Here is a 22426-nt window from a genome sequence, read left to right as displayed (position 1 = left end):
TTATAGGCTCTTATAGGCGAGGTCGAGTATATATAACTTATGAATCTTTATACACGCCGAAAATAGATTAGATAAATCTGTTTGTCTCATCTACCTTTTTTGTACCTCAGATACATAAGCACAACAAAATCAGAAAAGGTGTTCAAATATGGATTTCGGATACTCTCCCAAGGTCAAACAGCTGCGTGAGCGGGTTGATGCTTTCATGCAGGAGCACGTATTTCCAGCGGAAGCAACTTTCCATCGGCAGATCAATGAGGGTGACCGCTGGCAGCCAACGGCGATTGTCGAAGAGCTGAAAGAGAAGGCGCGGGCCGCTGATTTGTGGAACCTCTTTCTGCCTGAGTCTGAACTGGGCGCCGGACTGACCAACCTGGAGTACGCACCGCTGGCCGAGCTGATGGGGCGTTCCGGCCTGGCGTCGGAGGCCTTCAACTGCAGCGCGCCGGACACTGGCAATATGGAGGTGCTGGTGCGTTACGGCAGCGACGAACACAAGAAACAATGGCTCGAGCCCCTGTTGGCCGGCGAGATTCGCTCTTGTTTCGGCATGACCGAGCCGGGTGTGGCTTCTTCCGACGCGACCAACATGCAGGCCAACGCCCGTCGTGAAGGGGATGAGTGGGTCATCAATGGCCGCAAGTGGTGGACCTCCGGTGCCTGCGATCCGCGCTGCAAGGTAATGATCTTCATGGGATTGACCAATCCTGATGCGCCGCGCCATCAGCAGCACTCGATGATTTTGGTGCCGATGGATGCACCGGGCCTGAAGGTACTGCGCCCGCTGCCGGTTTTCGGTTATGACGACGCTCCTCACGGTCACGCCGAAGTGCTGCTGGAAAATGTCCGCGTACCTTACAGTAATGTGCTGCTGGGTGAGGGCAGAGGATTCGAGATTGCTCAAGGGCGCCTCGGGCCGGGCCGTATTCACCACTGCATGCGCTCTATTGGTGCGGCAGAGCGTGCGCTGGAGTTGATGTGTCGGCGTTCGGTGGAGCGTGAAGCCTTCGGTCGTCGCCTGGCTCAGCTGGGCGGTAATATCGATCTGATCGCTGAGTCACGTATCGAAATCAACCAGGCGCGCCTGCTGACGCTGAACGCTGCCTACATGATGGATACCGTCGGTAACAAGATTGCCAAGAGCGAGATCGCACAGATCAAGGTGGCGGCGCCCAACGTGGCTCTGCGAGTGATCGACCGGGCAATCCAGATGCATGGTGGTGCGGGGGTGTCGGAGGATACGCCACTGGCACACATGTATGCCATGCAGCGCACGCTGCGACTGGCGGACGGTCCGGATGAAGTGCATCGCGCATCAATCGGCAAGATCGAACTGGGCCGTTATATGACGCGCTGATTCAGTCGTCCTTCCCTAGACAGCCGTGTGCAGACCGCCGTGTTTGCACACGGTTTTTGCGTTCAGGGATGCTGCTGGGGGATTGTGCTGGATCAACCGGCGCCCCTGACAGAAAAAGCCGGGGCGTTGCGGATGGGCGTCCGGGAATTAACGGGCGCGGTAGGTGATACGGCCTTTGGTCAGGTCGTAGGGCGTCAATTCAACGCGCACCTTGTCACCGGTCAGGATGCGAATGTAGTTTTTGCGCATCTTGCCTGAAATGTGGGCAGTCACTACGTGGCCGTTTTCCAACTCAACACGGAACATGGTGTTGGGCAGGGTGTCCACGATGGTGCCTTCCATTTCAATACTGTCTTCTTTCGCCATTAAGCAAAGGCCTCTCAATCTGTTACAAAGCGGGCCGTCGGGATGAGGGCTCGCAAAAAAGGTGAACAATTGTGCCTTAAAAGCCGGCAACAGCCAAGTTATGACTGGTATTTTTACCCGGGCCTGGTCAGGTAACGCGGATCCAGCGTTGGTTGACCAGCATTTCCAATGGGCGATACTCGGTTTTGTAGCTCATCTTCTGGCAGTTCCTGATCCAGTATCCGAGATAGACCGCCGGTAGATTCGCCTGCCGAGCCTGTTCCACCTGCCACAGGATAGCGTAACGGCCCAGGCTGCGACGGGTTTCGTCTGGATCGAAGAAGGTGTATACGGCGGACAGCCCGTTGTGCAGGCGGTCGGTGACCGCGACAGCCAGCAGGCGCTCACCCGCGCGAAATTCGCTGAACTCGCAGAAGCTGTCCTCGCTCACCAAAAACGAGCGAAACTGTTCTCGGCTCGGTGGATACATGTCGCCGTCGCTGTGGCGTGCGGTTATGTAGCGGGCATACAGCTGGTAGATTTCATCATTCATCACCGGCTCGATAGTGCGTACCTGCAGATCACTGTTGCGTTTCAGAATGCGTTTCTGTTGCTTGTTCGGCGTGAAGTCGATTGCCGGAATACGCGCAGGGATGCAGGCTCCGCATTGGGCGCAATGCGGGCGGTAGAGGTGCTCGCCGCTGCGGCGAAAGCCCAGTTCGGAGAGTTTGCCGTAGGTAGTCAGATCAATGGCTTGATGCGGGTCGAGAAACAGCGTTACCGCCTGCTGGTCAGGCAGGTAGCTGCAGGGGTGTGGCTGCGTTGCATAGAATTTCAGGTGCGCCAGATCAGTCATGGGGGTCGCTCTGGAAAGTGCTTTCCCAGTATAGAAGCTGCGTCGGCAGCATCAATTTTCTGTCTGCCTTGGCATTGCCTGCCAGCAGGTCGGAACCTGTTCATTGCAGAGCTCGCCCAATGCGGCGACAAAGTCTTTTCTGGATAGGGTGCTGGCGCCGAGGCTGTGCAGATGGTCGGTCGGCATCTGGCAGTCAATCAGCTCGCAGCCGCGCTCCTGAAGATGAAGAACCAGTGCGATGAAACCGGTTTTCGAGGCGTTGCTGCGACGGCTGAACATGGATTCGCCGAAGAACACCTTGCCCAGCGCAACCCCATAAAGCCCACCGATCAGTTCGTCGCCGTCCCAGACCTCGACCGAGTGAGCCACCTGCCATTGGTGCAGTTGCATGTAGGCCTGCTGCATGTCGGCGGTGATCCAGGTGGCGTCGGTATAATCGCGCGGCTCGGCGCAGGCGCTGATCACCGCGGCAAAGTCGCGGTCGAAGGTGACGGTGTAGCGGGTCTGGCGCAGAAATTTACCCATGCTGCGCGAGATATGGAGCGAAGAGGGAAGCAATACCGTTCGCGGGTCGGGAGACCACCAGAGCAACGGTTGCCCTTGCTCGTACCAGGGAAAAATCCCGCGCCGGTAGGCAGCCACCAGTCGGGCGGGAGTCAAATCGCCTCCCACCGCCAGCAAGCCATTGGGGTTGGTCAGCGCTTCGTTGGATGGGGGAAAGTCCAGGCTATCCGAATCCAGCCACCTCAGTTCGGTCATTCCAAATCCTGTTCGGTTCTCATTTCAGATCAATGGATCTGTTAAAAGGTTTATCAAGAAGCAGCGTTAAGTTATTGTCTCTAATAAAGATAGTTCCCATAACTGGAGGAACGCAACCCATCTTTACAGGTCAATTCAACTGATCTTTGCAGAACCTGTACAATAGGCAGCTGAATCATGACGGAAGCCAGAGCGTTGAAGGATACCCGATCTCACAAAGGCCAGCACTTTGCCTGGCAAGAGCAACTCAGTCTGCGCCTGCGCGAAGGGGCGCTGCTGGGCATGATCGCGCTTTGCCTGTACCTATGCATGGCGCTGTTTACGCACGACGTCGGCGATCCCGGCTGGACCCGCAGCAGCGGTGAGCTGGCCGTGCAGAACGCTGGCGGACGCATGGGTGCCTGGGTCGCCGATGTGCTGTTGTTCATGCTGGGCTATCTGGCTTACCTGTTCCCTCTGATTGTGGCCGTCAAGGTATGGCAGATGTTCCGTCGGCGGCACCAGCCATTCGTCTGGAATGGCTGGTTGTTCTCCTGGCGATTGATCGGTTTTGTACTCACGCTACTGGCCGGCACGGCATTGGCTGCGCTGCATGGGGCTGCGCCGGACGGCTTCCCGGAAGGGGCAGGAGCGGGTGGAGCCTTGGGTCAGCTATTGCGCGAAATGGCCTATCCGGTATTGAACATGCAGGGCAGCACGCTGATTTTCCTGACGCTTTTCCTGTTCGGTCTGACCGTGTTCACCAATCTGTCCTGGTTCAAGGTGATGGACCTTGCCGGTCGGATCACCCTGGATCTGCTCGACCTGTTCAAGCAGGGCTGGGCGGGATGGCGTGCGCGCAGAGCGGATAGCCGCGTTACCGCAGTACGTTCGGAACCGGCGGCGCGGCGTGAGCCGAGTGTCGCCACGGAAGAAAAACGCCAGGCCGAGGCTTCACGAAGCCAGCGCCATGAAGCCCTGACCAAGCACGTTGCTGCACAGGAAAAGCGCCAACCACCGATAATCGAGCCGCTGGACACCAAACCCGTGCAGTCCAGCACCCGTACTCAGAAGGAGCGACAGGCGCCGTTGAGCTTTGAGCCGGTAGTGCCTGGCTCGCTGCCGCCCATCGCGCTGCTCGACCCGCCGAGCAAGATCAGCAAGGGTTTCTCACCTGAGTCGCTGGATGGCATGTCTCGCCTGCTGGAAATCAAGCTCAAGGACTTCGGCGTCGAAGCTGAAGTGGAGAAGGTTCAGCCCGGCCCGGTCATCACCCGTTTTGAAATACAACCCGCGCCCGGGGTCAAGGTCAGCAAGATCTCCAACCTGGCCAAGGATCTGGCGCGTTCGCTGGCCGTGATCAGTGTGCGGGTGGTAGAGGTCATTCCCGGCAAGACCACTGTCGGTATCGAGATTCCCAACGAGGATCGCGAAATCGTCCGGTTGTCGGAAGTATTGCAGACCCGCGAATTCGATGAGGCTCAGTCGCCGGTCACCCTGGCGCTGGGGCATGATATCGGCGGCAAGCCGGTGCTGGCCGATCTGGCCAAGATGCCGCACCTGCTGGTGGCCGGTACTACCGGCTCGGGTAAATCGGTCGGGGTCAACGCCATGCTGTTGAGCATCCTGTTCAAATCGCAGCCGGAAGAAGTGCGCTTGATCATGATCGACCCGAAGATGCTGGAATTGTCGATCTACGAGGGCATTCCGCACCTGTTGTGCCCGGTGGTAACTGACATGAAGGAAGCCGCCAATTCGCTGCGCTGGTGCGTGGCGGAGATGGAACGCCGCTACAAGCTGATGGCGGCCCTGGGCGTGCGCAACCTGGCCGGCTTCAACCGTAAGGTCAAGGATGGCCAGAAGGCCGGTGAGCCATTGACCGATCCGCTGTTCCGGCGGGAAAGCATGGATGACCTGCCACCGGAACTGGAAACTCTGCCGGTGATCGTGGTGGTGATTGATGAGTTCGCCGACATGATGATGATCGTCGGCAAGAAGGTCGAAGAGCTGATTGCCCGTATCGCGCAGAAAGCCCGTGCCGCCGGTATTCACCTGGTCCTGGCGACTCAGCGCCCATCGGTGGATGTGATCACCGGTCTGATCAAGGCCAACATCCCTACGCGCATGGCGTTCCAGGTATCCAGCAAGATAGATTCACGAACCATTCTCGATCAGGGCGGCGCCGAGCAACTGCTCGGCCATGGTGACATGCTTTACATGCCGCCGGGCACCAGTTTGCCGGTGCGGGTGCACGGCGCCTTTGTTTCCGATGAAGAGGTGCACCGTTTGGTGGATGAATGGAAACTGCGTGGTGAGCCGGATTACATCCAGGACATTCTGGACGGTGCCGATGACGGCGGCGCGGGAAGCTTTGACGGTGGCAGCATGGGCAGCGATGGTGAAGAGGAAGACGCGCTGTACGATGAGGCAGTGCGTTTCGTCACCGAAAGCCGTCGGGCATCCATCTCCGCAGTCCAGCGCAAGCTCAAGATAGGTTACAACCGAGCCGCGCGCATGATTGAATCCATGGAAATGGCCGGTGTCGTAACATCGATGAATACCAATGGCTCGCGCGAGGTGATCGCGCCGCCTCCTGTACGTGACTAGTCTCCCAGTGGAGTAATGACCCGAAAATGATCCGCAAACTACTGCGTTCCACTATTGCAGCCGTATGCCTTGCTGCGCTGCCCCTGGCCGTGATGGCCGACGATCAGGCCCGCGCTGCCGAACGACTGAACGAACTTTTGTCCCAGGCCCGTACCATGACGGGCGGCTTCTCGCAGATGACGCTCAGCTCCAACGGCGCCAATCTGCAGGAGACCACCGGTACCCTGGCGCTCAAGCGCCCCGGCATGTTCCGCTGGCACACTGATCCGCCGCTGGAGCAACTGTTGATCTCCGATGGCGAACGGATGTGGTTGTATGACCCGGATCTGGAGCAGGTCACCATTCAGAAGATGGACAAGCGCCTGAGCCATACTCCGGCGCTGTTGTTGTCAGGTGACGTCAGCCAGCTGCAGCAGAATTTCACTATCGAATGGACCGAGGGCGGCAATGTGCAGGATTTCACCCTGACACCCCGAGAACCCGACTCCATGTTCGATCACCTGCGGATCTCCTTCACCGATGGCATGATCAACGACATGCAGATGAATGACCCTATCGGTCAGCGTACCAACATCCTGTTCCGCAATGTCGAGCTGAACCAGCCCCTGGATGACAGCCAGTTCACCTTCGTTGTGCCGTCCGGGGTCGATGTCATCAGTGAGTGATATGGACCTGTTTGCCAGTCCTGCGCGTCATCAACCGCTGGCGGCGCGCATGCGGCCTGCGAGTCTCGATGAATACGCCGGCCAGCAACATCTGCTTGGTCAGGGCCGCCCGCTGCGGGTGGCCCTGGAGCAGGGTGCATTGCATTCGATGATCTTCTGGGGGCCGCCGGGCGTGGGCAAGACCACCCTGGCGAAGCTGCTGGCAACACTTGCCGATGCGCATTTCGTGACTATTTCGGCGGTGCTGGCCGGGGTCAAGGATATCCGCCTGGCGGTGGATCAGGCGCGTCAGCATGCCGCGCAGAACGGCCGTCAGACCATTCTGTTCGTCGACGAAGTACACCGCTTCAACAAGGCGCAGCAGGATGCCTTCCTGCCGTTCGTCGAAGACGGCACCTTGCTGTTCATCGGCGCCACCACCGAGAACCCTTCGTTCGAGTTGAATAACGCCCTGTTGTCCCGGGCGCGCGTTTACGTGCTCAAATCGCTGGATGAACAGGCGCTGGAGGCCTTGCTCGACCGGGCGCTCACGGATGTCGAACGCGGCCTGGGAGCCCATCGTCTCGATATCACCCCGCAAGCCCGCAGCGTGCTGATTGGCGCCGCTGATGGTGACGCGCGCCGCGTACTCAACTTGTTGGAGATCGCCGCTGACCTGGTGGCGGACGGCGGCACCATCGATATCGAGTTGGTCGGTGATCTGCTGAATGACAACCGTCGGCGTTTCGACAAGGGTGGAGAAGCTTTTTACGACCAGATGTCCGCCTTGCACAAATCCGTACGCGGGTCTGACCCGGATGCATCGCTGTACTGGTTTGTGCGCATGATCGATGGCGGCTGCGACCCGCTGTATATCGCCCGGCGCGTGGTGCGCATGGCCAGTGAGGATATCGGTAACGCCGACCCGCGCGCGTTGACCTTGTGCCTCAGTGCCTGGGACGTGCAGGAGCGCCTCGGCAGCCCGGAAGGGGAGCTGGCAATTGCCCAGGCCCTTGTCTATCTGGCCTGTGCGCCGAAGAGCAATGCGGTGTACAAGGGCTTCAAGATGGCTCGCCAGGATGTCGCCAGTCAGCCGTCGCTGGAACCGCCACTGCACCTGCGCAACGCGCCGACCAAACTTATGAAGGAGCTGGGCTACGGCCAGGCTTACCGTTATGCCCATGACGAGCCAGAGGCGTATGCCGCCGGTGAGGACTACTTCCCCGAAGAGATGGAGCCGCGTCGCTACTACCGGCCGGTGAATCGCGGGCTGGAACTGAAGATCGGCCAGAAACTGGACTATCTGCGTGGCCTGGACGCTGCCAGCACCAGCAAGCGCCGCCAGGAGAAGCGATGATCGGAACACTGCTGGCAATTGCCCTGGGCGGTGCGCTGGGCGCGCTATCACGCTACGGCATGACCTTGGGCGTCGGCCTGTTGTGGCCGACGGTATTTCCCCTGGCGACCTTCCTCATCAACCTGCTCGGATGCCTGGTGATGGGTATACTATACGGCGTGTGGCTGAACCGCCCGGAACTGTCACCGCTGTTGCAACAGGGGCTGATGATCGGCTTCCTCGGTGCCTTCACCACGTTTTCCACCTTCTCCCTGGACGCCTGGCGTCTGCTGGAGAATGATCAGGGCCTGATGGCCCTTGGATATATCCTGCTCAGTGTGTGCCTCGGTCTGACCGCCACCTGGGCCGGCCTGATGCTGACTAGATAGTCGCCAGGCTGTCACCCGCAACCATAAGATGATGCCCGATGCTTGATCCAAAACTGGTCCGTAGCCAACCCCAACTGATAGCCGAACGTCTTGCCACTCGAGGATTTGAACTGGACGTGAGTCTGCTCGAATCGCTGGAGGCACGCCGCAAGTCGGTGCAGACCCGTACCGAGAGTCTGCAGGCCGAACGCAACAGCCGCTCCAAGTCGATCGGCCAGGCCAAGGCCCGTGGTGAGGATATCCAGCCGTTGCTGGCTGATGTCGATCGCATGGGTGAGGAGCTGAACGCTGCCAAGCAGGAGCTGGACGGTATTCAGGTCGAGCTCGATAGCATCATGCTGAACATCCCCAACCTGCCGGATGACAGTGTGCCGGTTGGTTTGAGCGAAGATGACAACGTGGAGGTGCGCACCTGGGGTACGCCACCTGAGTTTGACTTCGAGGTTGAGGATCACGTTGCCATCGGCGAGCGTCATGGTTATCTGGATTTTGATACTGCCGCCAAACTCTCGGGTGCGCGATTTGCTCTCATGCGCGGCCCGATCGCCCGTCTGCACCGCGCACTGGCCCAGTTCATGCTCGACCTGCATATCAACGAACACGGCTACGAAGAGGTTTACACCCCGTATCTGGTGCATGCCGAGGCACTGCTGGGCACTGGTCAGTTGCCCAAGTTCGAGGAAGATCTGTTCAAGATTCCTCAGGGTGAGGGTGAGAGGGATTTCTATCTGATCCCTACCGCAGAAGTGTCGCTGACCAATATCGTCAGTCAGAGCATCCTTGATGCCAGCAGCCTGCCGGTGAAAATGACGGCACACACACCGTGTTTTCGCAGTGAAGCCGGCTCTGCCGGGCGCGATACCCGTGGAATGATCCGTCAGCATCAGTTCGACAAGGTCGAGATGGTGCAGATCGTGCGTCCGGACGATTCCATGCGTGCCCTGGAAGAGCTCACCGGCCACGCTGAAGATGTGCTGCAGCGTCTCGGTCTGCCATACCGTGCACTGGCATTGTGCACTGGGGATATGGGTTTTGGTGCAGTGAAGACCTATGACCTGGAAGTTTGGATTCCCAGTCAGAACAAATACCGAGAAATTTCCTCCTGCTCCAGCTGTGGCGACTTTCAGGCGCGGCGCATGCAGACCCGCTGGCGCAACCCGGAAACCGGCAAGCCGGAGTTGGCACATACCTTGAATGGTTCCGGACTGGCGGTTGGCCGCACACTGGTTGCCGTGCTGGAAAACTACCAGCAGGCTGACGGCAGCGTGATAGTGCCGGAAGTACTGCGTGGCTATATGGGCGGTCTCGACCGCATCGGCTGAGGCTCCTCGGGTTGTCGAGCGCCTGCTGACGACAAGGTTGTGTGGGCTGCGGTGTACTGGCGTAGGGCAGGCGCGCTACACCCAAGTTGGCCCTCCACAACCACCTGTGCCGCACGCTCGGGTGAATCATGACTAGTGAGGTACAGATGGACTTTCTACCCCTGTTTCATAACCTGCGTGGTCGTCTTGTACTGGTGGTCGGCGGGGGTGACATAGCGCTGCGCAAGGCTCGACTGTTGACTGAAGCCGGTGCGCGGTTGCGTGTGGTTGCCCCGGAGATCGAGCCGCAACTGCTTGAGCTGCTCGAACGGCAGGCCGGCGAAGGGGTGGTGCAGGGTTATCAGCCAGCGCACCTCGATGGCGCGCAACTGGTTATTGCCGCTACCGATGATGCAGCGCTGAATGCTCAGGTATCCGCTGACGCCCAGGCGCGCAACTTGCCGGTAAACGCGGTTGATGCCCCCGAGCACTGCACTGTCATCTTCCCGGCGATTGTCGATCGCTCGCCGCTGGTGGTGGCGATTTCCAGTGGTGGCCATGCCCCGGTACTGGCACGTCTGACCCGAGCGCGTATCGAAACCCTGTTCCCCCATTCCTGGGGGCGTCTGGCGCAGCTGGCCCAGCGGTTTCGAGGCCAGGTCAAAGCGGCTTTTCCGACCATCAATCAACGCCGGGTATTCTGGGAAAATGCCTTTCAGGGTGATATTGCCGAGCGGGTCTTCGCCGGCCGTGATGCCGAAGCTGAACAACTGCTGATCGAGCGCCTGCGGGAGCAGAAGGGTCAGTCCTACCAGGGTGAGGTGTATCTGGTCGGTGCCGGGCCGGGTGATCCGGACTTGCTGACCTTCCGCGCGCTGCGTTTGATGCAGCAGGCCGATGTGGTCCTGCATGACCGGTTGGTGCCGGACAGCATCATTGATCTTTGTCGCCGCGATGCCGACCGTATTTACGTAGGTAAGGCCCGCGCCGATCATGCGGTGCCCCAGGAGCAGATCAACCAGCTGCTGGTACGCCTGGCCAAGGAGGGCAAGCGGGTACTGCGGCTGAAGGGCGGTGACCCTTTCATCTTTGGCCGGGGTGGCGAGGAGATCGAAGAGCTTGCTGCCAACGATATTCCCTTTCAGGTGGTGCCGGGTATTACCGCTGCCAACGGCTGTTCGGCCTATGCCGGTATTCCCCTGACTCACCGTGACCACGCGCAGTCGGTACGCTTTGTCACCGGTCACCTCAAAGATGGCACGACCAACCTGCCATGGCCGGAGCTGGTGGTGCCGGGCCAGACGGTGGTGTTTTACATGGGGCTGGTCGGACTGCCGGAGATATGCCGTCGGCTGATCGAATTCGGCCGCGACCCGGGAACCCCCATTGCCTTGATCCAGCAGGGCACGACATCTAACCAAATGGTTCTCACCGGCTCCCTGGCAAGCATGCCGGCGCTGGTCGAACAGACCGAAATCAAGCCGCCGACCCTGCTGATTGTTGGTGAGGTGGTCAGCTTGCGTAACAAACTGAGATGGTTCGAAACGCAGAAACAGGACTGATCTGGAGGCGCCATGGCTCGCAAACTGGTGGTCAAGCGGGGTACCAAGGTCGGAGCGCCGCCGGGCACTCTTGTGCATATCGGCAAGCACAAGCCGGACAACGCTGCCATCCACTTGATCGACTATGCCCCTGACGAACTGCGCGAGTCGGTGATCGAGGATCTGGCCAGCTACCGCCGCAACGGGGATGAAGAACGAATCGCCTGGCTCAATGTAGCTGGCGTCAGTGACGCCTCGGTAGTGTCGGGCATGGGCGCGATCTTCGACCTGCACCCACTGGTGATGGAGGATATCCTCAACACCGATCAGCGGCCCAAAGTGGAAGAATATCAAGGCTACCTGTACATAGTGCTGCGCATGCTGCAGTTCGACCAGGGGCGGCAGCAGATCCACTCGGAGCAGGTCAGTCTGGTACTCGGGCCGGATTTCGTGCTGTCTTTCCAGGAGCGCCCGGGCGACGTCTTCGAAGGTGTACGTGAGCGGTTGCGGGCGGGACGTCGTATCCGTTTCATGCGTACCGACTATCTGACCTACGCGCTGTTGGACGCTGTGGTGGATCACTATTTCGAGATGCTGGAGTTTCTCGGTGAGCAGGTCGAGGCGCTGGAAGACCAGGTGATCGACGCCCCCGGGCCGGACACCCTGGCCCGCATCCATCATTACCGGCGGGAAATGCTGCTGTTGCGCAAATCCATCTGGCCGCTGCGCGAGGTGCTCAGCCGGCTGAGCCGCGACGACAGCCAGCTGATTTCCGAGGAAACCCGGCTATATCTGCGCGATGTGCATGATCACGCCATCCATGTCATCGACAACATCGATACCATCCGCGAGCTGCTGGTCAGCATGCTCGATCTCTACCTTTCCAGCGTCAGCAAGCGCACTAATGAAATCATGAAAGTGCTGACGATCTTCGCCAGTCTGTTCATGCCTCTGACCTTCATCGCCGGGATCTACGGCATGAACTTCGACGTGATGCCGGAGTTGCGTTGGCGCTGGGGTTACCCGGCAGTGATGGCAGTGATGCTGGGGATCATCGTCGGCCTGCTGGCGTTTTTTCGCAGACGTCGCTGGATATGACTCCGCAAGGCGCTGACAGCTTGCTTTCCGGTGCGCGAAAACTTGCGTCCGATGGACATTTTTGCTTCTAATCATGAGCTATATTGTGTCTGCCATTGCGATGAGCGGTGGCGAAAGCCCTGAATAAATAAAAATAAGGAGCATGGCATGAGTGCTGTGATTGTACTGCTGACGGGATTGGTGCTGATGGCGTTGGGGTATTTCATCTACTCCAAATTCATAGCCGAGAAAATATTCCGCCTGGACCCGAACTTTCGCACACCCGCGCACGAGTTGGAGGATGGGATCGATTTCGTGCCAACCAACAAGTACGTGCTCTGGGGCCACCACTTCACATCGGTCGCTGGGGCGGCACCTATCGTCGGGCCGGCGATTGCGGTGATCTGGGGGTGGGCACCGGCATTCGCCTGGGTGGTGTTTGGTACCATCTTCTTTGCTGGCGTGCATGACGCCGGGGCTATCTGGGCCAGCATTCGCAACAAGGCCAGGTCTGTCGGTTCGCTGACCGGCGATGTCGTCGGCAAGCGCGCCCGCAGTATCTTCATGATCGTTATTTTCCTGTTGCTGCTGATGGTTAACGCGGTATTTGCGGTGGTCATCGCCAATCTGATGATGTCGTTCCCCTCCGCCGTGGTCCCGGTGTGGGGTGCCATCCTGGTGGCGCTGGTCGTTGGCCAGTTGATCTATCGCCGCAAGATCGGCCTGATCACCGTATCGGTGGTTGGCGTGGCCGCGCTGTATGGTCTGATCCTGTTGGGGCCTTCGGTGCCGGTGCAGATGCCAGCCGAGGTCGCCGGAGTGTCCGGCAATGCAGTATGGATTCTGCTGCTTTTCCTTTATGCCGGTATTGCCTCGGTATTGCCGGTATGGATGCTGCTGCAGCCGCGTGACTACATCAATGGTCTGCAGTTGTTTGTCGGCCTGCTGATTCTGTATGGCGCCATTCTGGTACTCAACCCGAGCATGATCGCGCCGATGTTCAACGACAATGTGCCGGCAGGTACTCCTTCCATCATTCCCTTGCTGTTCGTGACCATTGCCTGTGGGGCGATTTCCGGTTTCCACGGCCTGGTATCCTCCGGCACTACCTCCAAACAGTTGAACCGTGAAACAGACACCCGCTTCGTTGGCTATTTCGGTGCGGTGGGTGAGGGCATGTTGGCGCTGGCTGCGATTTTGGTTGCCTCGGCCGGTTTTGCCAGTCTGGCTGATTGGCAAGCCATGTACTCGGCCTTTGGTCAGGGTGGCGTGACGGCCTTCGTGCAGGGTGGTGCCTTCATCATATCCAACGCATTGGGTGTGTCCGAGGTGTTGGCGGCCACCATGCTGACGGTGATGGCTGCGCTGTTCGCCGGCACTACCATGGATACTGGCCTGCGCTTGCAGCGCTACATCTTTCAGGAGTGGGGTGACATCTACAACATCGAATGGATGAAGAAAGGGGTGCCGGCAACCATTCTGGCGATTGCTTCCTGCCTGCTGCTGGCCTTCGGTGCCGGCGGCGCGGATGGCTCAGGCGGTATGTTGATCTGGCCGCTGTTCGGTACCACCAACCAGCTGTTGGCAGGGCTGACCCTGTTGGTGATCACCGTGATGCTGGTGCACCTGCGTCGACCGATCAAGTACACCCTGGTGCCCTTGTGCTTCGTGCTGGTGATGACGGTTATCGCCCTGGTGCTGCAGTTGCGCACTTTCTATGAGCAGGGCAACTACTTCCTGCTGATTCTGGATGTCGTCGTGCTGATCGCGTCGATTCTGGTCACCATGGAATGCGTATCGGCACTCAAGCGTCACCGTGCACTCGCTGCGCAGAATCAGTTGTGACGCAAGGGCGCGACCCCAAGCAGCGGGGCTGGCTGGACCAGGCCCGCTTCTTTCTTGAGGAGGCTTACAGCAGTCGTTACCGGGGCGCGATTGCGCGCGCCCGACGTGATGAGGACGATCTGTTCATGCTGCTGGTGTTTTCCGAAATGATGGGCGTGCCGAATCCGGCCGCCTACTACACGCTTGAGCTGCAGCCGCTGCTTTTGGAGCGCTTCCATGATTGGCATCGGCGCATGGGAATGGAACATTCTCCGCTCGATCACTTCCGTTGCTGCTGAGAAAAAACATGTTTGATTTGTTGAGCCGCAGGCTGATCTGGGTTGGCGGCAAGGGTGGGGTGGGCAAAACCACAGTATCTGCTGCTCTGGCGATGCTGGCTGCTGAACGGGGCAAGCGTTGTCTGGTGGTGTCCACCGACCCGGCGCATAGTCTCGGTGACGTGCTTGCCCGTGAGCTGGACGACAAGCCCCGGCGCATCCTGCCCAACCTGGACGCCATGGAAATTGACCCGGACGCGGAAGTCGATGCCCATCTCAAACGGGTAATGGATCAGATGAAGGGTTTTGCCGCACCGGAAATGCTCGGTGAGCTCAAGCGTCAGATGCAGCTGACGCGGCAATCGCCGGGCACTCAGGAAGCTGCATTGCTTGAGCGAATTGCCAGATTGATCAATGATCCGGACAGCGCCTATGACCTGATCATCTTTGATACTGCGCCGATCGGGCATACCCTGAGACTCTTGTCGCTGCCGGAAGCCATGGCCGCCTGGACTGACGGTTTGCTGTCGCACAGCCGGAAATCTGCGGAGCTGGGCAAGGTGCTGCAGCATCTGACGCCGAAAGCAGGTCGTGACATAGCCACACCTTTTGACGACCCGGAAGATGACTCACTGAATGCGGTGGATCGGCGTTCACGCGACATCGCCAGAACCTTGATGGAGCGTCGCCGACTGTTTCATCAGGCGCGGCGCAAACTGGAAGATCCTGCAGTCAGCGGTTTTCTGTTCGTCATGACGCCCGAGCGGCTGCCGATTCTGGAAACCGTACGTGCCGTGGCAACGCTATCCGAAGTGGGTATTCCGGTAGTCGCGACCCTGGTCAACCGTGTCATTCCCGACGAGGCTGACGGTGAGTTCCTACGCCGCCGGCGAGAGCAGGAGGCGGTTTATCTGCAGCGCATCGATACTCAATTGAGCCAACTGCCGCGTCCGCGTCTGCCCTGGCTGGAGACCGACGTGCAAGGGTTGGATATCCTGCAGTCGATCGCCCAGCGGCTCGCGGGGTTGGGTTTCTGATGGCTCCGGTTTAGAGCCTTACCGCCGCGCTGAACGCTTTCCACAGTGCCTCGTCCATATCATAGGGATCGGGTAAATAGCGCAGCTCGCCATTCTCCATTACCTGTACGGTCCAATAGCCCAGAATCACCTGCGGCCCGTTGTCGATATTGACTTCACGGGTCTTGCCGTTGGCCTGCAGACGCGTAATGCGCTCGCGCTGCTGGTTATCCAGACTGTGGAACAGGTAATCGGCGAGATCGGTTGCCTGTTCCACACGTACACAGCCGGAGCTGACGTTGCGTGTGGCCCGTTCGAACAGCGATTGACTGGGCGTGTCATGGAGGAACACGGCAAATGGGTTGTCAAACCGGAAGACCATTTTCCCCAGCGGATTATTCGGACCTGGCGGTTGACGCAACATCACTCCCTGGGGATTGGACCAGTCGATATCGGCCGGGTTGAGCCTGTTGCCCTCGAAATCCAGCGCCTGCAGGTCGCGCTCGGCGAAATAGCTCGGATTGGCGCGGATGGCTGGCAGCTTGTCCTGCTGCAGGATGGTCGGCGGAATCGTCCAGCTGGGATTCAGTGTGACTCGGTTGATGCGCGAAATCATCAGCGGGGTGGCGCGGTCAGGGGTGCCTGACTGCACCCGGGAGTGCCACTGAACCTCATTGCCCCTGAACAATACCGCGTTACTGCCTGCGGAGTTCACCAGCAGCACATGCTCACCACGGCTGGCATCCAGCCACCGCAGCCGCTCCAGGTTGATACGTACCTGCAGCAGCCGTTCTTCGGGAGTGATATTCAGCGCCGCCACTGTCTGCCGACCGACGATTCCGTCGCTCTGCAAACCATTTGCCACCTGAAAGGCACGTACCGCCTGTTGCAACCGGGCGTTGTATTGCAGCGGTTGGGCGCGCACGGGATCAGTGAATGGCGCTACCGGCTCGGTGAGTGGACCGGCAGTGACCGGCTCGCTGGGCAGGAAGCCTTCCAGCATGAGCCGCTGCGCCAATTGCGGAAGGCGTGGATCGGATTGCCCCGCCTTGATCGACGGCCCCTCGGGAAAAGCTGCGAAGACGACCGGTTCCCGGTCCATCTGGCGATAGGCGCGCCGCAGCTCCACGTATTGCGGAAGGGAGGGGCGGGCAACGTCGAATGCTCTGGTCATGTCAGCCAGCCCCTGTGCGGCCAGATCGGCGACGCTGAGCCGTGAAGGCGGTTGATAATCCTCCGGACGCCACATGGGTTCATGATCTTCCGGGTTCAAACGCCCGCGACTGAGGTGCTCCAGGGCCAGCAGATAATCGCCGCTGAGGCGCAGCTCATCACAGACCTCTTCGGGTTGCTCAGCGAAGGCGTGGGCATATTCCCCTGGCGCCAGGCCATCGCCGGCCAGCTCCTGCAATTCCTCCTGCAGGCTCTGCAGACGCTCTTCCTGTTTCCAGATGGAAATATAGCCGTTGGCCTGGTAGAGCTGCTCAAGCGCCTCGGCGATGGGCATGCTGCGCAGCTGCGCCAGGTCATTGCACTGCTCTGCAGTGCCTTGCATCAACCTCTCCTGGATGGGCGTCAATGCAATCTTGACGGTGAATTCTGCCTGGGCAGATGTGGTAGCCCAGCAAAGGCAACTGACGAATAGCACTGTACATTTTTTGAGCAACAGGTAATCTCCCAGTCACAAATTTGGGGGGCGCTTTCTGTTAGCCGGCCTTGATGCAGTATAGGCAAAGCCATGCGTGGTTTTTCAAAGAAGCCGGCAAGCGACCTGTTTTTTCTACCTTTTTCATTGGTTCGACTTCTTTGAGCCGAGGGGAAACTCGATGTTCAATTGTCTACGCCGCGTTGGCGTATTGACTGCTGCCTGTCTTGCATTTGTGGCTGGCCCCGGCGCCGCCATGGAAACCGCCATCATCCATCCACCTGCACAACCCTACACGCAGGACACCTTGAGCAGCATGCTGGCTGCCCAGGCGCCCGAGCTGAACCCGCAGGTACTGCTGACTGCCGTCTCGGCCATGCAGTGCGCTGTCAACAGCGGTGCCGAGCCTGCCAACCGTTTGGCTGTCATCGACTTTTCTCTGCCATCTACCGAACAGCGCATGTGGATCTTCGATCTACAGACCCGGACCCTGCTGCTGCAGGACCTGGTCGCCCATGGCCAGGGATCGGGCGATAATCTGGCCAGCAGTTTTTCCAATATCGAAGGTAGCCATCAGTCGAGTATCGGTCTGTTCCGCACCCAGGAAAGCTATTTCGGTAAGCATGGCTATTCGTTGCGCATGGACGGTCTGGAGCCGGGTATCAATGATCTGGCGCGCCAACGTGCCATCGTCATTCATCCCGCCGACTATGTTGATCCCAGCTGGATCACGCGGCACGGTCGCATCGGTCGTAGCCACGGTTGTCCCGCGGTGCGTCCGGAGGTGGCAAGCATGGTGGTGGATAGCCTGAAAGGTGGCCAGTTCATGTTCTCCTATTACCCGGATGATCATTGGCTTGCTACTTCTTCTTTCATCAACTGCCCGGCTGACGAGAGCGACAACATGGTGGCCACAACGACCCGTTGATTCTCAACGAGCTGCCGTAGTGGGTTCTTCCACCTTGGCCTCCCAGCCGCCGCCCAGGGCGACAAACAGGGCCACCTGAGCGGTGGCCAGGGCGGTACGCCCCGCCAGTCGCTGTTGGCGCCCCTGCAACAGGCCGCGCTGGGCATTCAGCACATCCTGCAGATTGGCTTCGCCCAGTCGGTAACTGGTTTGTGCCAGCTCATGGGTGCGCTGGTAATGCTCCAGCACGCGCTGCAGAGCCTGCAGCCGCCGCCGTTGTCCATCCACGGCAGTCAATCCCTGTTCAACCTGTTCCAGCGCATCACCCAATGACTGACGATAAGCCACGTAACGGGTCTCACCGGCAACATCGGCCATCTCGATGGCGGCACGGCGGCGGCCGAAATCGAATATCGGCAGGCCGAGGGTGGCACCGAGGCGGGTGAAATTCGAGACGCTGGACAGCTGATCATTCAGCGCCATTCCCGAACGGCCCAGGGCAGCCTGGACCGCCAGCGTCGGAAACAGATCACGGCGCGCAGCCAGGGACTGCAACGCCGTAGCGTCCAGCCGTGCGGCTTCGGCGATCAGGTCGGGCCGTCGGCGCAACAGGTCCACTGGCTGGCCTGCCGGAATCGGCCTGCTTGCCAGAGGGATTGTGCCATGGGCGGACAGCTCCCTGGCGCTGCTGCCCGGCGGTTGGGCCAGCAAGGTATCCAGCGCCAGGCTGGCCTGGGCGAGGTTGATCTCCAGTTCGCTCAGATCGGCTTGCAGCGTTGCGTGCTCGGCTGCGGCACTTTCCACATCCAGGCGAGTGACTTCTCCGGCATCGAATAACAGCCCGGCGATGCGTTGCAGCTGCGCCGCCAGATCAATACCTTCGGTCAGCAGCTCGCGCTGATTCTGCAGGGCACGCAGCTGGACGTAGGCCTGGGCGGTGTTTGCGGCTACAGCAAGGCGTGCCGCTATGGCCTCGGCCTCGGCCGAACGCACTTGCTGTTGCGCCGCCTGGCTGCGTGCCCGGGTCGCACCAAACAGATCCAGCTCCCAGCTCGCCTGCAGCGCCAGTTCCCAGGTTTCAATACGGATGTCGTCGTCCAGCCCCAGATCCCGCAACAGGCCGGGCGGAACGTCCCGGTCATTCTCGATGCGCTGACGACTGGCGCTACCTGGCAGATCGATGCTGGGCAACAGGCCGGCGCGGGATTGGCGCGACTGGGCGCGGGAGCTGGCTACCCGCAACATTGCCAGTTCGACATCATGGTTCTGCTGCAGTGCACGGGTGACCAGACTGGCAAGCAGCGGGTCGTCGAATGCCTGCCACCAGCTGGCCAGACCCTCCGGGGCGATGGATTCGCTTTGACTGCGGCTGAACCACTGTGTGGGCAGCTCCGGCGCAGCATGTTCCGGAACGCTGGAACAGGCGCCCAGCACCAACGCCATGGTGAGACCGGACAGCGTGACGATCGAGCTCCTCATGCGACTTCCTCCTGGCGAACCTTCATGAACAGCGCATACAGACAAGGCACGGCCAATAGCGTCAGCGCTGTAGCGAAGGTGAGTCCGCCCATGATGGTGACGGCCATGTTGACGAAGAACGGATCGAACATCAGCGGCACCATGCCGACCACGGTGGTACCGGCAGCCATGGTCACGGGGCGCAGACGGGAAGCGGAAGCCTCGATGATGGCTGTCATGCGTGGCACCTGTTCTGCGATCTGCCGGTCTATTTCGTTAACCAGCACAATGGCGTTCTTGATCAGCATGCCGGACAGGCTGAGCAGGCCAAGCAGCGCCATGAAGTCGAACGGTTTACCGGTCAGCAATAGCCCGGTAGTGACACCGCAGATAGCCATGGGCACCACGGCCCAGATCATCAACGGCTGACGCACACGGGCGAACAGCAACACGGTAACCAGCAGCATGGCCAGATAGGGTACGGCAAGCGTACTGCTCAGCGCTTCCTGAGCATTGGAGGACTGTTCGAAGTCGCCGCCCCATTCAAAGCGGTAGTCCAACGGCAGGTCAATGGACTCGAGCAGTGGCCGGATCCGCTGATGTGCCGCGTTGGTGTTCTCGCCATCGCGCGGTTCGGCGCGAATGGCGATGGTGCGCTCGCGATCGAAACGGCGGATGACCTGATCCAGGCTGGTCAACTTGACCCCATGGGCTACTTGCGCCAACGGTACGTAACTGTTGCTGGCGGCACTCCATATCAACCGCTGCAGCAGATTATCTGCGCTTACCCGATCCTGCTCGGAGGCACGCAACATGATGGGAATCAACTCATCCTTCTCGCGGAACAGGCTCACGGGTGCGCCTTCGCTGGCAACCGCCAGGGAGCGGGCCACTGATTGACGGGTCAGTCCGGCATCGGCCAGCCGTTCCAGATCGAGCTGTGGTTTCAACGCCAGCACCGGTGACCGCCAGTCATCGCGGATATTGAATACCTGCCCCTGTTCCTGCAGACGGCGCTGTCCCTCGGCGGACAGTGCGCGCAATACGTCGATATCCGGTCCGCTGATCCGCGCCTCCAGCTTCGCTTCGGCGTTGGGTCCGAACAGAAACTGCGCGGCATGCGCGTTCGCGGCCGGGTAGCGCGGCGGTAGGGTCTGATTGATCTCACGCACCAGTTGCTCGATACGCTGGGCATCGTCAGTGCGTACCAGAAAATGCATCAAAGACGAGTCCGACTGTTCCGGCATATAGGTCAGCATGAACCGCGAGGCGCCGGCACCAAGAAAGGTGGAAACATCGGTTACTCCGTCGAGCGCTGCCAGATAGTCCTCGACATCTTCAGCCTGTCGCGCGGTCTCACGGATATGGGTGCCCGGTTGCAAAAACAGATTGACGTAGAACAAGGGAGTGCTGGACGCCGGGAAGAAACTCTGCGGCACCCGGCTGAAACCCAGCATACAAGCCACGGTCAGCACGATGAGTGCACCCAGGGTAAGCCAGGAGTGTCGCAGCAGGCCGCGCACTACGCGGCGAAAACCCTCATAAATACGCCCCTGGTACAACTGCGTTTCGTCAGCAGCTTCGCCGGATAACTCTTCGTCCTTGTCTTTTCCCTTGTCCGCCTGGCGCTCATCGCGCTCCAGCAGATACTGACTGAACAGTGGCACTATCATCAGCGCCAATAGCCAGCTCAGCAGCAGAGATGTGGCAATCACGAAGAACAGGGAAAACAGAAACTCGCCGGTCACATCCTGGGACAGACCAATCCCGGCGAAGGCCAGGATGCCGATAACGGTGGCACCCAGCAGTGGCCATTGGGTCTGCTCCAGGGTTCTCTGTGAACCTTCGAGAATACTCAGGCCGCGGCGCTGCTGAACGAGGACGCCGTCGGATACCACGACGGCGTTGTCCACCAGCATGCCCATGGCAATGATCAAGGCGCCCAAGGAAATCCGTTCCAGCTCGATACCGAACAACCACATCAACAGCAGAGTGCCGATCACCGATAGAAACAGCACCGAGCCGATGATCGCGCCGGCGCGCAGGCCCATGGCGATACACAGCACCGCAACCACGATCAATACCGAGACCAGCACGTTGAGGGCGAAGCTGTTCACGGCGTCGTTGACGATGTGGTGCTGTTCATACAGCGGATGCAGCTGCGCCCCCAGAGGCATGCGATGCTGCATGTCCTGCAGCCGGGTCTCGACCGTTTCACCGACCTTGACGATATTGCTGCCGGATATGCCGCTGACGCCCAAGGTAATCGCCGGCTGCCCATTGTGGCGGATCATCTGGCGGGGACGTTCCTGATAGCCGCGGTGGATGTGTGCAATGGAGCCCAGCGTGATGCGTTGCGGTCCCTGGCCGACCGGGAGGGAGCGCAATGCATCCAGCGAGTCAAAGGCGCCGCTGGGCTGCAGCCGGAGGAAGAACTCTCCGGCGTGGATCCCTCCGGCATCGACGGCCGCATCGGCGTCATCCAGCGCCGCGATGATTTCTTCGGGGGCGAGGTGTAATGCCGCAAGGCGTGCCTGATCAATGTCGATCAGAATCTGCTCTTCCTGCTCGCCGCTGATCTCGACCTTGCCTACGTCTTCGGCGATCAGCAGCCCGCGTCGTAACTCCTTGGCCAACTCATATAATTCCCGGTAGGTCAGGTCCTCACCCGTCAGGGCATAGAAAATACCGTATACATCGCCGAAGTCGTCATCCACCACCGCAGGTCCGGCGTCGGGCGGCAGTTCCGCCTGGGCATCATTGACCTTGTTACGCAGGTTGTCCCAGATCTGCAGCAGGGCGTCGCCGGTGTATCTGTCCTGAATTTCGACGCGAATCTCGGACAGCCCATCCATGGAACGCGAGCGGATTTCCTTCACTTCGGTGATCCGCTGGATGGCGCTCTCCAGCGGCTCGGTCACCTGCTGTTCCACTTCCAGCGCGGTGGCGCCGGGGTAGGGCACGTTGATCACTGCCTGCTTGATGGTGAAAGCGGGATCTTCGAGTCGGCCTACCTCGAAGAAGGCAATGCTGCCACCCACCAATAGGGTCAGAACCAGCACCCACATATTGACCGGTTTGCCTATGGCGTATCGGGCAAAATCCAT

18 protein-coding genes are annotated in these 22426 nt (G+C 59.7%); 12 read left to right on the top strand and 6 right to left on the bottom strand.

The window, feature by feature from the left end:
- Positions 1-148 precede the first annotated feature (148 nt).
- Positions 149-1357, top strand: a complete 1209-nt coding sequence (locus tag BLU11_RS08595) for an acyl-CoA dehydrogenase (RefSeq protein WP_090272958.1) — start codon at positions 149-151, stop codon at positions 1355-1357.
- 147 nt (positions 1358-1504) lie between these two features.
- Here BLU11_RS08595 and infA read toward each other — a convergent pair whose 3' ends face one another.
- The 3 genes from infA to aat form a co-directional block, all read right to left on the bottom strand.
- Positions 1505-1723, bottom strand: coding sequence for a translation initiation factor IF-1 (gene infA, locus BLU11_RS08590; protein ID WP_036989719.1), 219 nt, complete (start codon positions 1721-1723; stop codon positions 1505-1507).
- Between the two features lie 127 nt (positions 1724-1850).
- A complete protein-coding gene (locus BLU11_RS08585; RefSeq protein ID WP_090272957.1) occupies positions 1851-2558 on the bottom strand; it encodes an arginyltransferase in 708 nt (235 codons plus the stop codon).
- A 51-nt stretch (positions 2559-2609) separates the two neighbouring features.
- Positions 2610-3317, bottom strand: a complete 708-nt coding sequence (gene aat / locus BLU11_RS08580; RefSeq protein WP_090272956.1) for a leucyl/phenylalanyl-tRNA--protein transferase — start codon at positions 3315-3317, stop codon at positions 2610-2612.
- A 177-nt stretch (positions 3318-3494) separates the two neighbouring features.
- Here aat and BLU11_RS08575 point away from each other — a divergent pair, with 177 nt between their 5' ends.
- The 10 genes from BLU11_RS08575 to BLU11_RS08530 all read left to right on the top strand — a co-directional run bounded on the left by BLU11_RS08575 (position 3495) and on the right by BLU11_RS08530 (position 15330).
- Positions 3495-5903, top strand: coding sequence for a DNA translocase FtsK (locus BLU11_RS08575; protein WP_090272955.1), 2409 nt, complete (start codon positions 3495-3497; stop codon positions 5901-5903).
- Positions 5904-5929: 26 nt separating this feature from the next.
- The gene (lolA, locus tag BLU11_RS08570) at positions 5930-6568 is read left to right on the top strand and encodes an outer membrane lipoprotein chaperone LolA (RefSeq protein WP_090272954.1); all 639 of its coding nucleotides are present in this window, start codon (positions 5930-5932) and stop codon (positions 6566-6568) included.
- 1 nt (position 6569) lies between these two features.
- The gene (locus BLU11_RS08565; protein ID WP_090272953.1) at positions 6570-7904 is read left to right on the top strand and encodes a replication-associated recombination protein A; all 1335 of its coding nucleotides are present in this window, start codon (positions 6570-6572) and stop codon (positions 7902-7904) included.
- Positions 7901-8272: a fluoride efflux transporter CrcB gene (gene crcB, locus BLU11_RS08560; RefSeq protein WP_090272952.1), complete on the top strand. Its 372-nt coding sequence runs from the start codon at positions 7901-7903 to the stop codon at positions 8270-8272. Before BLU11_RS08565 ends, crcB begins: the two co-directional genes overlap by 4 nt.
- Positions 8273-8310: 38 nt before the next feature.
- A complete protein-coding gene (gene serS / locus BLU11_RS08555) occupies positions 8311-9594 on the top strand; it encodes a serine--tRNA ligase (RefSeq protein WP_090272951.1) in 1284 nt (427 codons plus the stop codon).
- A gap of 146 nt (positions 9595-9740) precedes the next feature.
- Positions 9741-11135 (top strand): siroheme synthase CysG, encoded by a 1395-nt coding sequence (gene cysG / locus BLU11_RS08550; RefSeq protein ID WP_090272950.1) that lies wholly within the window; start codon positions 9741-9743, stop codon positions 11133-11135.
- 12 nt (positions 11136-11147) lie between these two features.
- Positions 11148-12212: a magnesium/cobalt transporter CorA gene (corA, locus tag BLU11_RS08545; protein ID WP_090272949.1), complete on the top strand. Its 1065-nt coding sequence runs from the start codon at positions 11148-11150 to the stop codon at positions 12210-12212.
- A gap of 147 nt (positions 12213-12359) precedes the next feature.
- Positions 12360-14036: a carbon starvation CstA family protein gene (locus tag BLU11_RS08540; protein WP_090272948.1), complete on the top strand. Its 1677-nt coding sequence runs from the start codon at positions 12360-12362 to the stop codon at positions 14034-14036.
- Between the two features lie 32 nt (positions 14037-14068).
- Complete coding sequence (locus BLU11_RS08535) at positions 14069-14314, top strand: cory-CC-star protein (protein ID WP_197674278.1); 246 nt, start codon at positions 14069-14071, stop codon at positions 14312-14314.
- An 8-nt stretch (positions 14315-14322) separates the two neighbouring features.
- Entirely contained in the window at positions 14323-15330 is a 1008-nt protein-coding gene (locus BLU11_RS08530; protein ID WP_090272946.1) for an ArsA family ATPase, read from the top strand.
- Between the two features lie 10 nt (positions 15331-15340).
- Here the strand turns inward: BLU11_RS08530 and BLU11_RS08525 are convergent, their stop codons facing one another.
- Positions 15341-16864, bottom strand: coding sequence for a L,D-transpeptidase family protein (locus tag BLU11_RS08525; RefSeq protein WP_090272945.1), 1524 nt, complete (start codon positions 16862-16864; stop codon positions 15341-15343).
- A 271-nt stretch (positions 16865-17135) separates the two neighbouring features.
- Between BLU11_RS08525 and BLU11_RS08520 the strand changes: the two genes are divergently transcribed.
- Positions 17136-17882 carry a murein L,D-transpeptidase catalytic domain family protein gene (locus tag BLU11_RS08520; protein WP_090272944.1) on the top strand — a complete coding sequence of 249 codons (747 nt, stop codon included), beginning with the start codon at positions 17136-17138 and terminating at the stop codon, positions 17880-17882.
- A 3-nt stretch (positions 17883-17885) separates the two neighbouring features.
- Here the strand turns inward: BLU11_RS08520 and BLU11_RS08515 are convergent, their stop codons facing one another.
- Positions 17886-19340, bottom strand: coding sequence for an efflux transporter outer membrane subunit (locus BLU11_RS08515; protein ID WP_090272943.1), 1455 nt, complete (start codon positions 19338-19340; stop codon positions 17886-17888).
- A complete protein-coding gene (locus BLU11_RS08510; RefSeq protein ID WP_090272942.1) occupies positions 19337-22426 on the bottom strand; it encodes an efflux RND transporter permease subunit in 3090 nt (1029 codons plus the stop codon). Before BLU11_RS08510 ends, BLU11_RS08515 begins: the two co-directional genes overlap by 4 nt.

Origin of the sequence: Halopseudomonas litoralis (genome assembly GCF_900105005.1) — a bacterium.
GTDB lineage: Bacteria > Pseudomonadota > Gammaproteobacteria > Pseudomonadales > Pseudomonadaceae > Halopseudomonas > Halopseudomonas litoralis.
Note: the sequence above shows the minus strand (reverse complement) of the source record. Positions and strands in the feature narration are given on the sequence as shown.

Coding starts and splice junctions, on each gene's coding strand:
- BLU11_RS08515 (WP_090272943.1), bottom strand. CDS start 19,340: ATGAGGAGCTCGATCGTCACGCTGTCCGGTCTCACCATGGCGTTGGTG.
- BLU11_RS08585 (WP_090272957.1), bottom strand. CDS start 2,558: ATGACTGATCTGGCGCACCTGAAATTCTATGCAACGCAGCCACACCCC.
- BLU11_RS08510 (WP_090272942.1), bottom strand. CDS start 22,426: ATGGATTTTGCCCGATACGCCATAGGCAAACCGGTCAATATGTGGGTG.
- aat (WP_090272956.1), bottom strand. CDS start 3,317: ATGACCGAACTGAGGTGGCTGGATTCGGATAGCCTGGACTTTCCCCCA.
- lolA (WP_090272954.1), top strand. CDS start 5,930: ATGATCCGCAAACTACTGCGTTCCACTATTGCAGCCGTATGCCTTGCT.
- BLU11_RS08520 (WP_090272944.1), top strand. CDS start 17,136: ATGTTCAATTGTCTACGCCGCGTTGGCGTATTGACTGCTGCCTGTCTT.
- serS (WP_090272951.1), top strand. CDS start 8,311: ATGCTTGATCCAAAACTGGTCCGTAGCCAACCCCAACTGATAGCCGAA.
- BLU11_RS08575 (WP_090272955.1), top strand. CDS start 3,495: ATGACGGAAGCCAGAGCGTTGAAGGATACCCGATCTCACAAAGGCCAG.
- infA (WP_036989719.1), bottom strand. CDS start 1,723: ATGGCGAAAGAAGACAGTATTGAAATGGAAGGCACCATCGTGGACACC.
- BLU11_RS08595 (WP_090272958.1), top strand. CDS start 149: ATGGATTTCGGATACTCTCCCAAGGTCAAACAGCTGCGTGAGCGGGTT.
- corA (WP_090272949.1), top strand. CDS start 11,148: ATGGCTCGCAAACTGGTGGTCAAGCGGGGTACCAAGGTCGGAGCGCCG.
- BLU11_RS08565 (WP_090272953.1), top strand. CDS start 6,570: ATGGACCTGTTTGCCAGTCCTGCGCGTCATCAACCGCTGGCGGCGCGC.
- cysG (WP_090272950.1), top strand. CDS start 9,741: ATGGACTTTCTACCCCTGTTTCATAACCTGCGTGGTCGTCTTGTACTG.
- BLU11_RS08530 (WP_090272946.1), top strand. CDS start 14,323: ATGTTTGATTTGTTGAGCCGCAGGCTGATCTGGGTTGGCGGCAAGGGT.
- crcB (WP_090272952.1), top strand. CDS start 7,901: ATGATCGGAACACTGCTGGCAATTGCCCTGGGCGGTGCGCTGGGCGCG.
- BLU11_RS08540 (WP_090272948.1), top strand. CDS start 12,360: ATGAGTGCTGTGATTGTACTGCTGACGGGATTGGTGCTGATGGCGTTG.
- BLU11_RS08525 (WP_090272945.1), bottom strand. CDS start 16,864: ATGCAAGGCACTGCAGAGCAGTGCAATGACCTGGCGCAGCTGCGCAGC.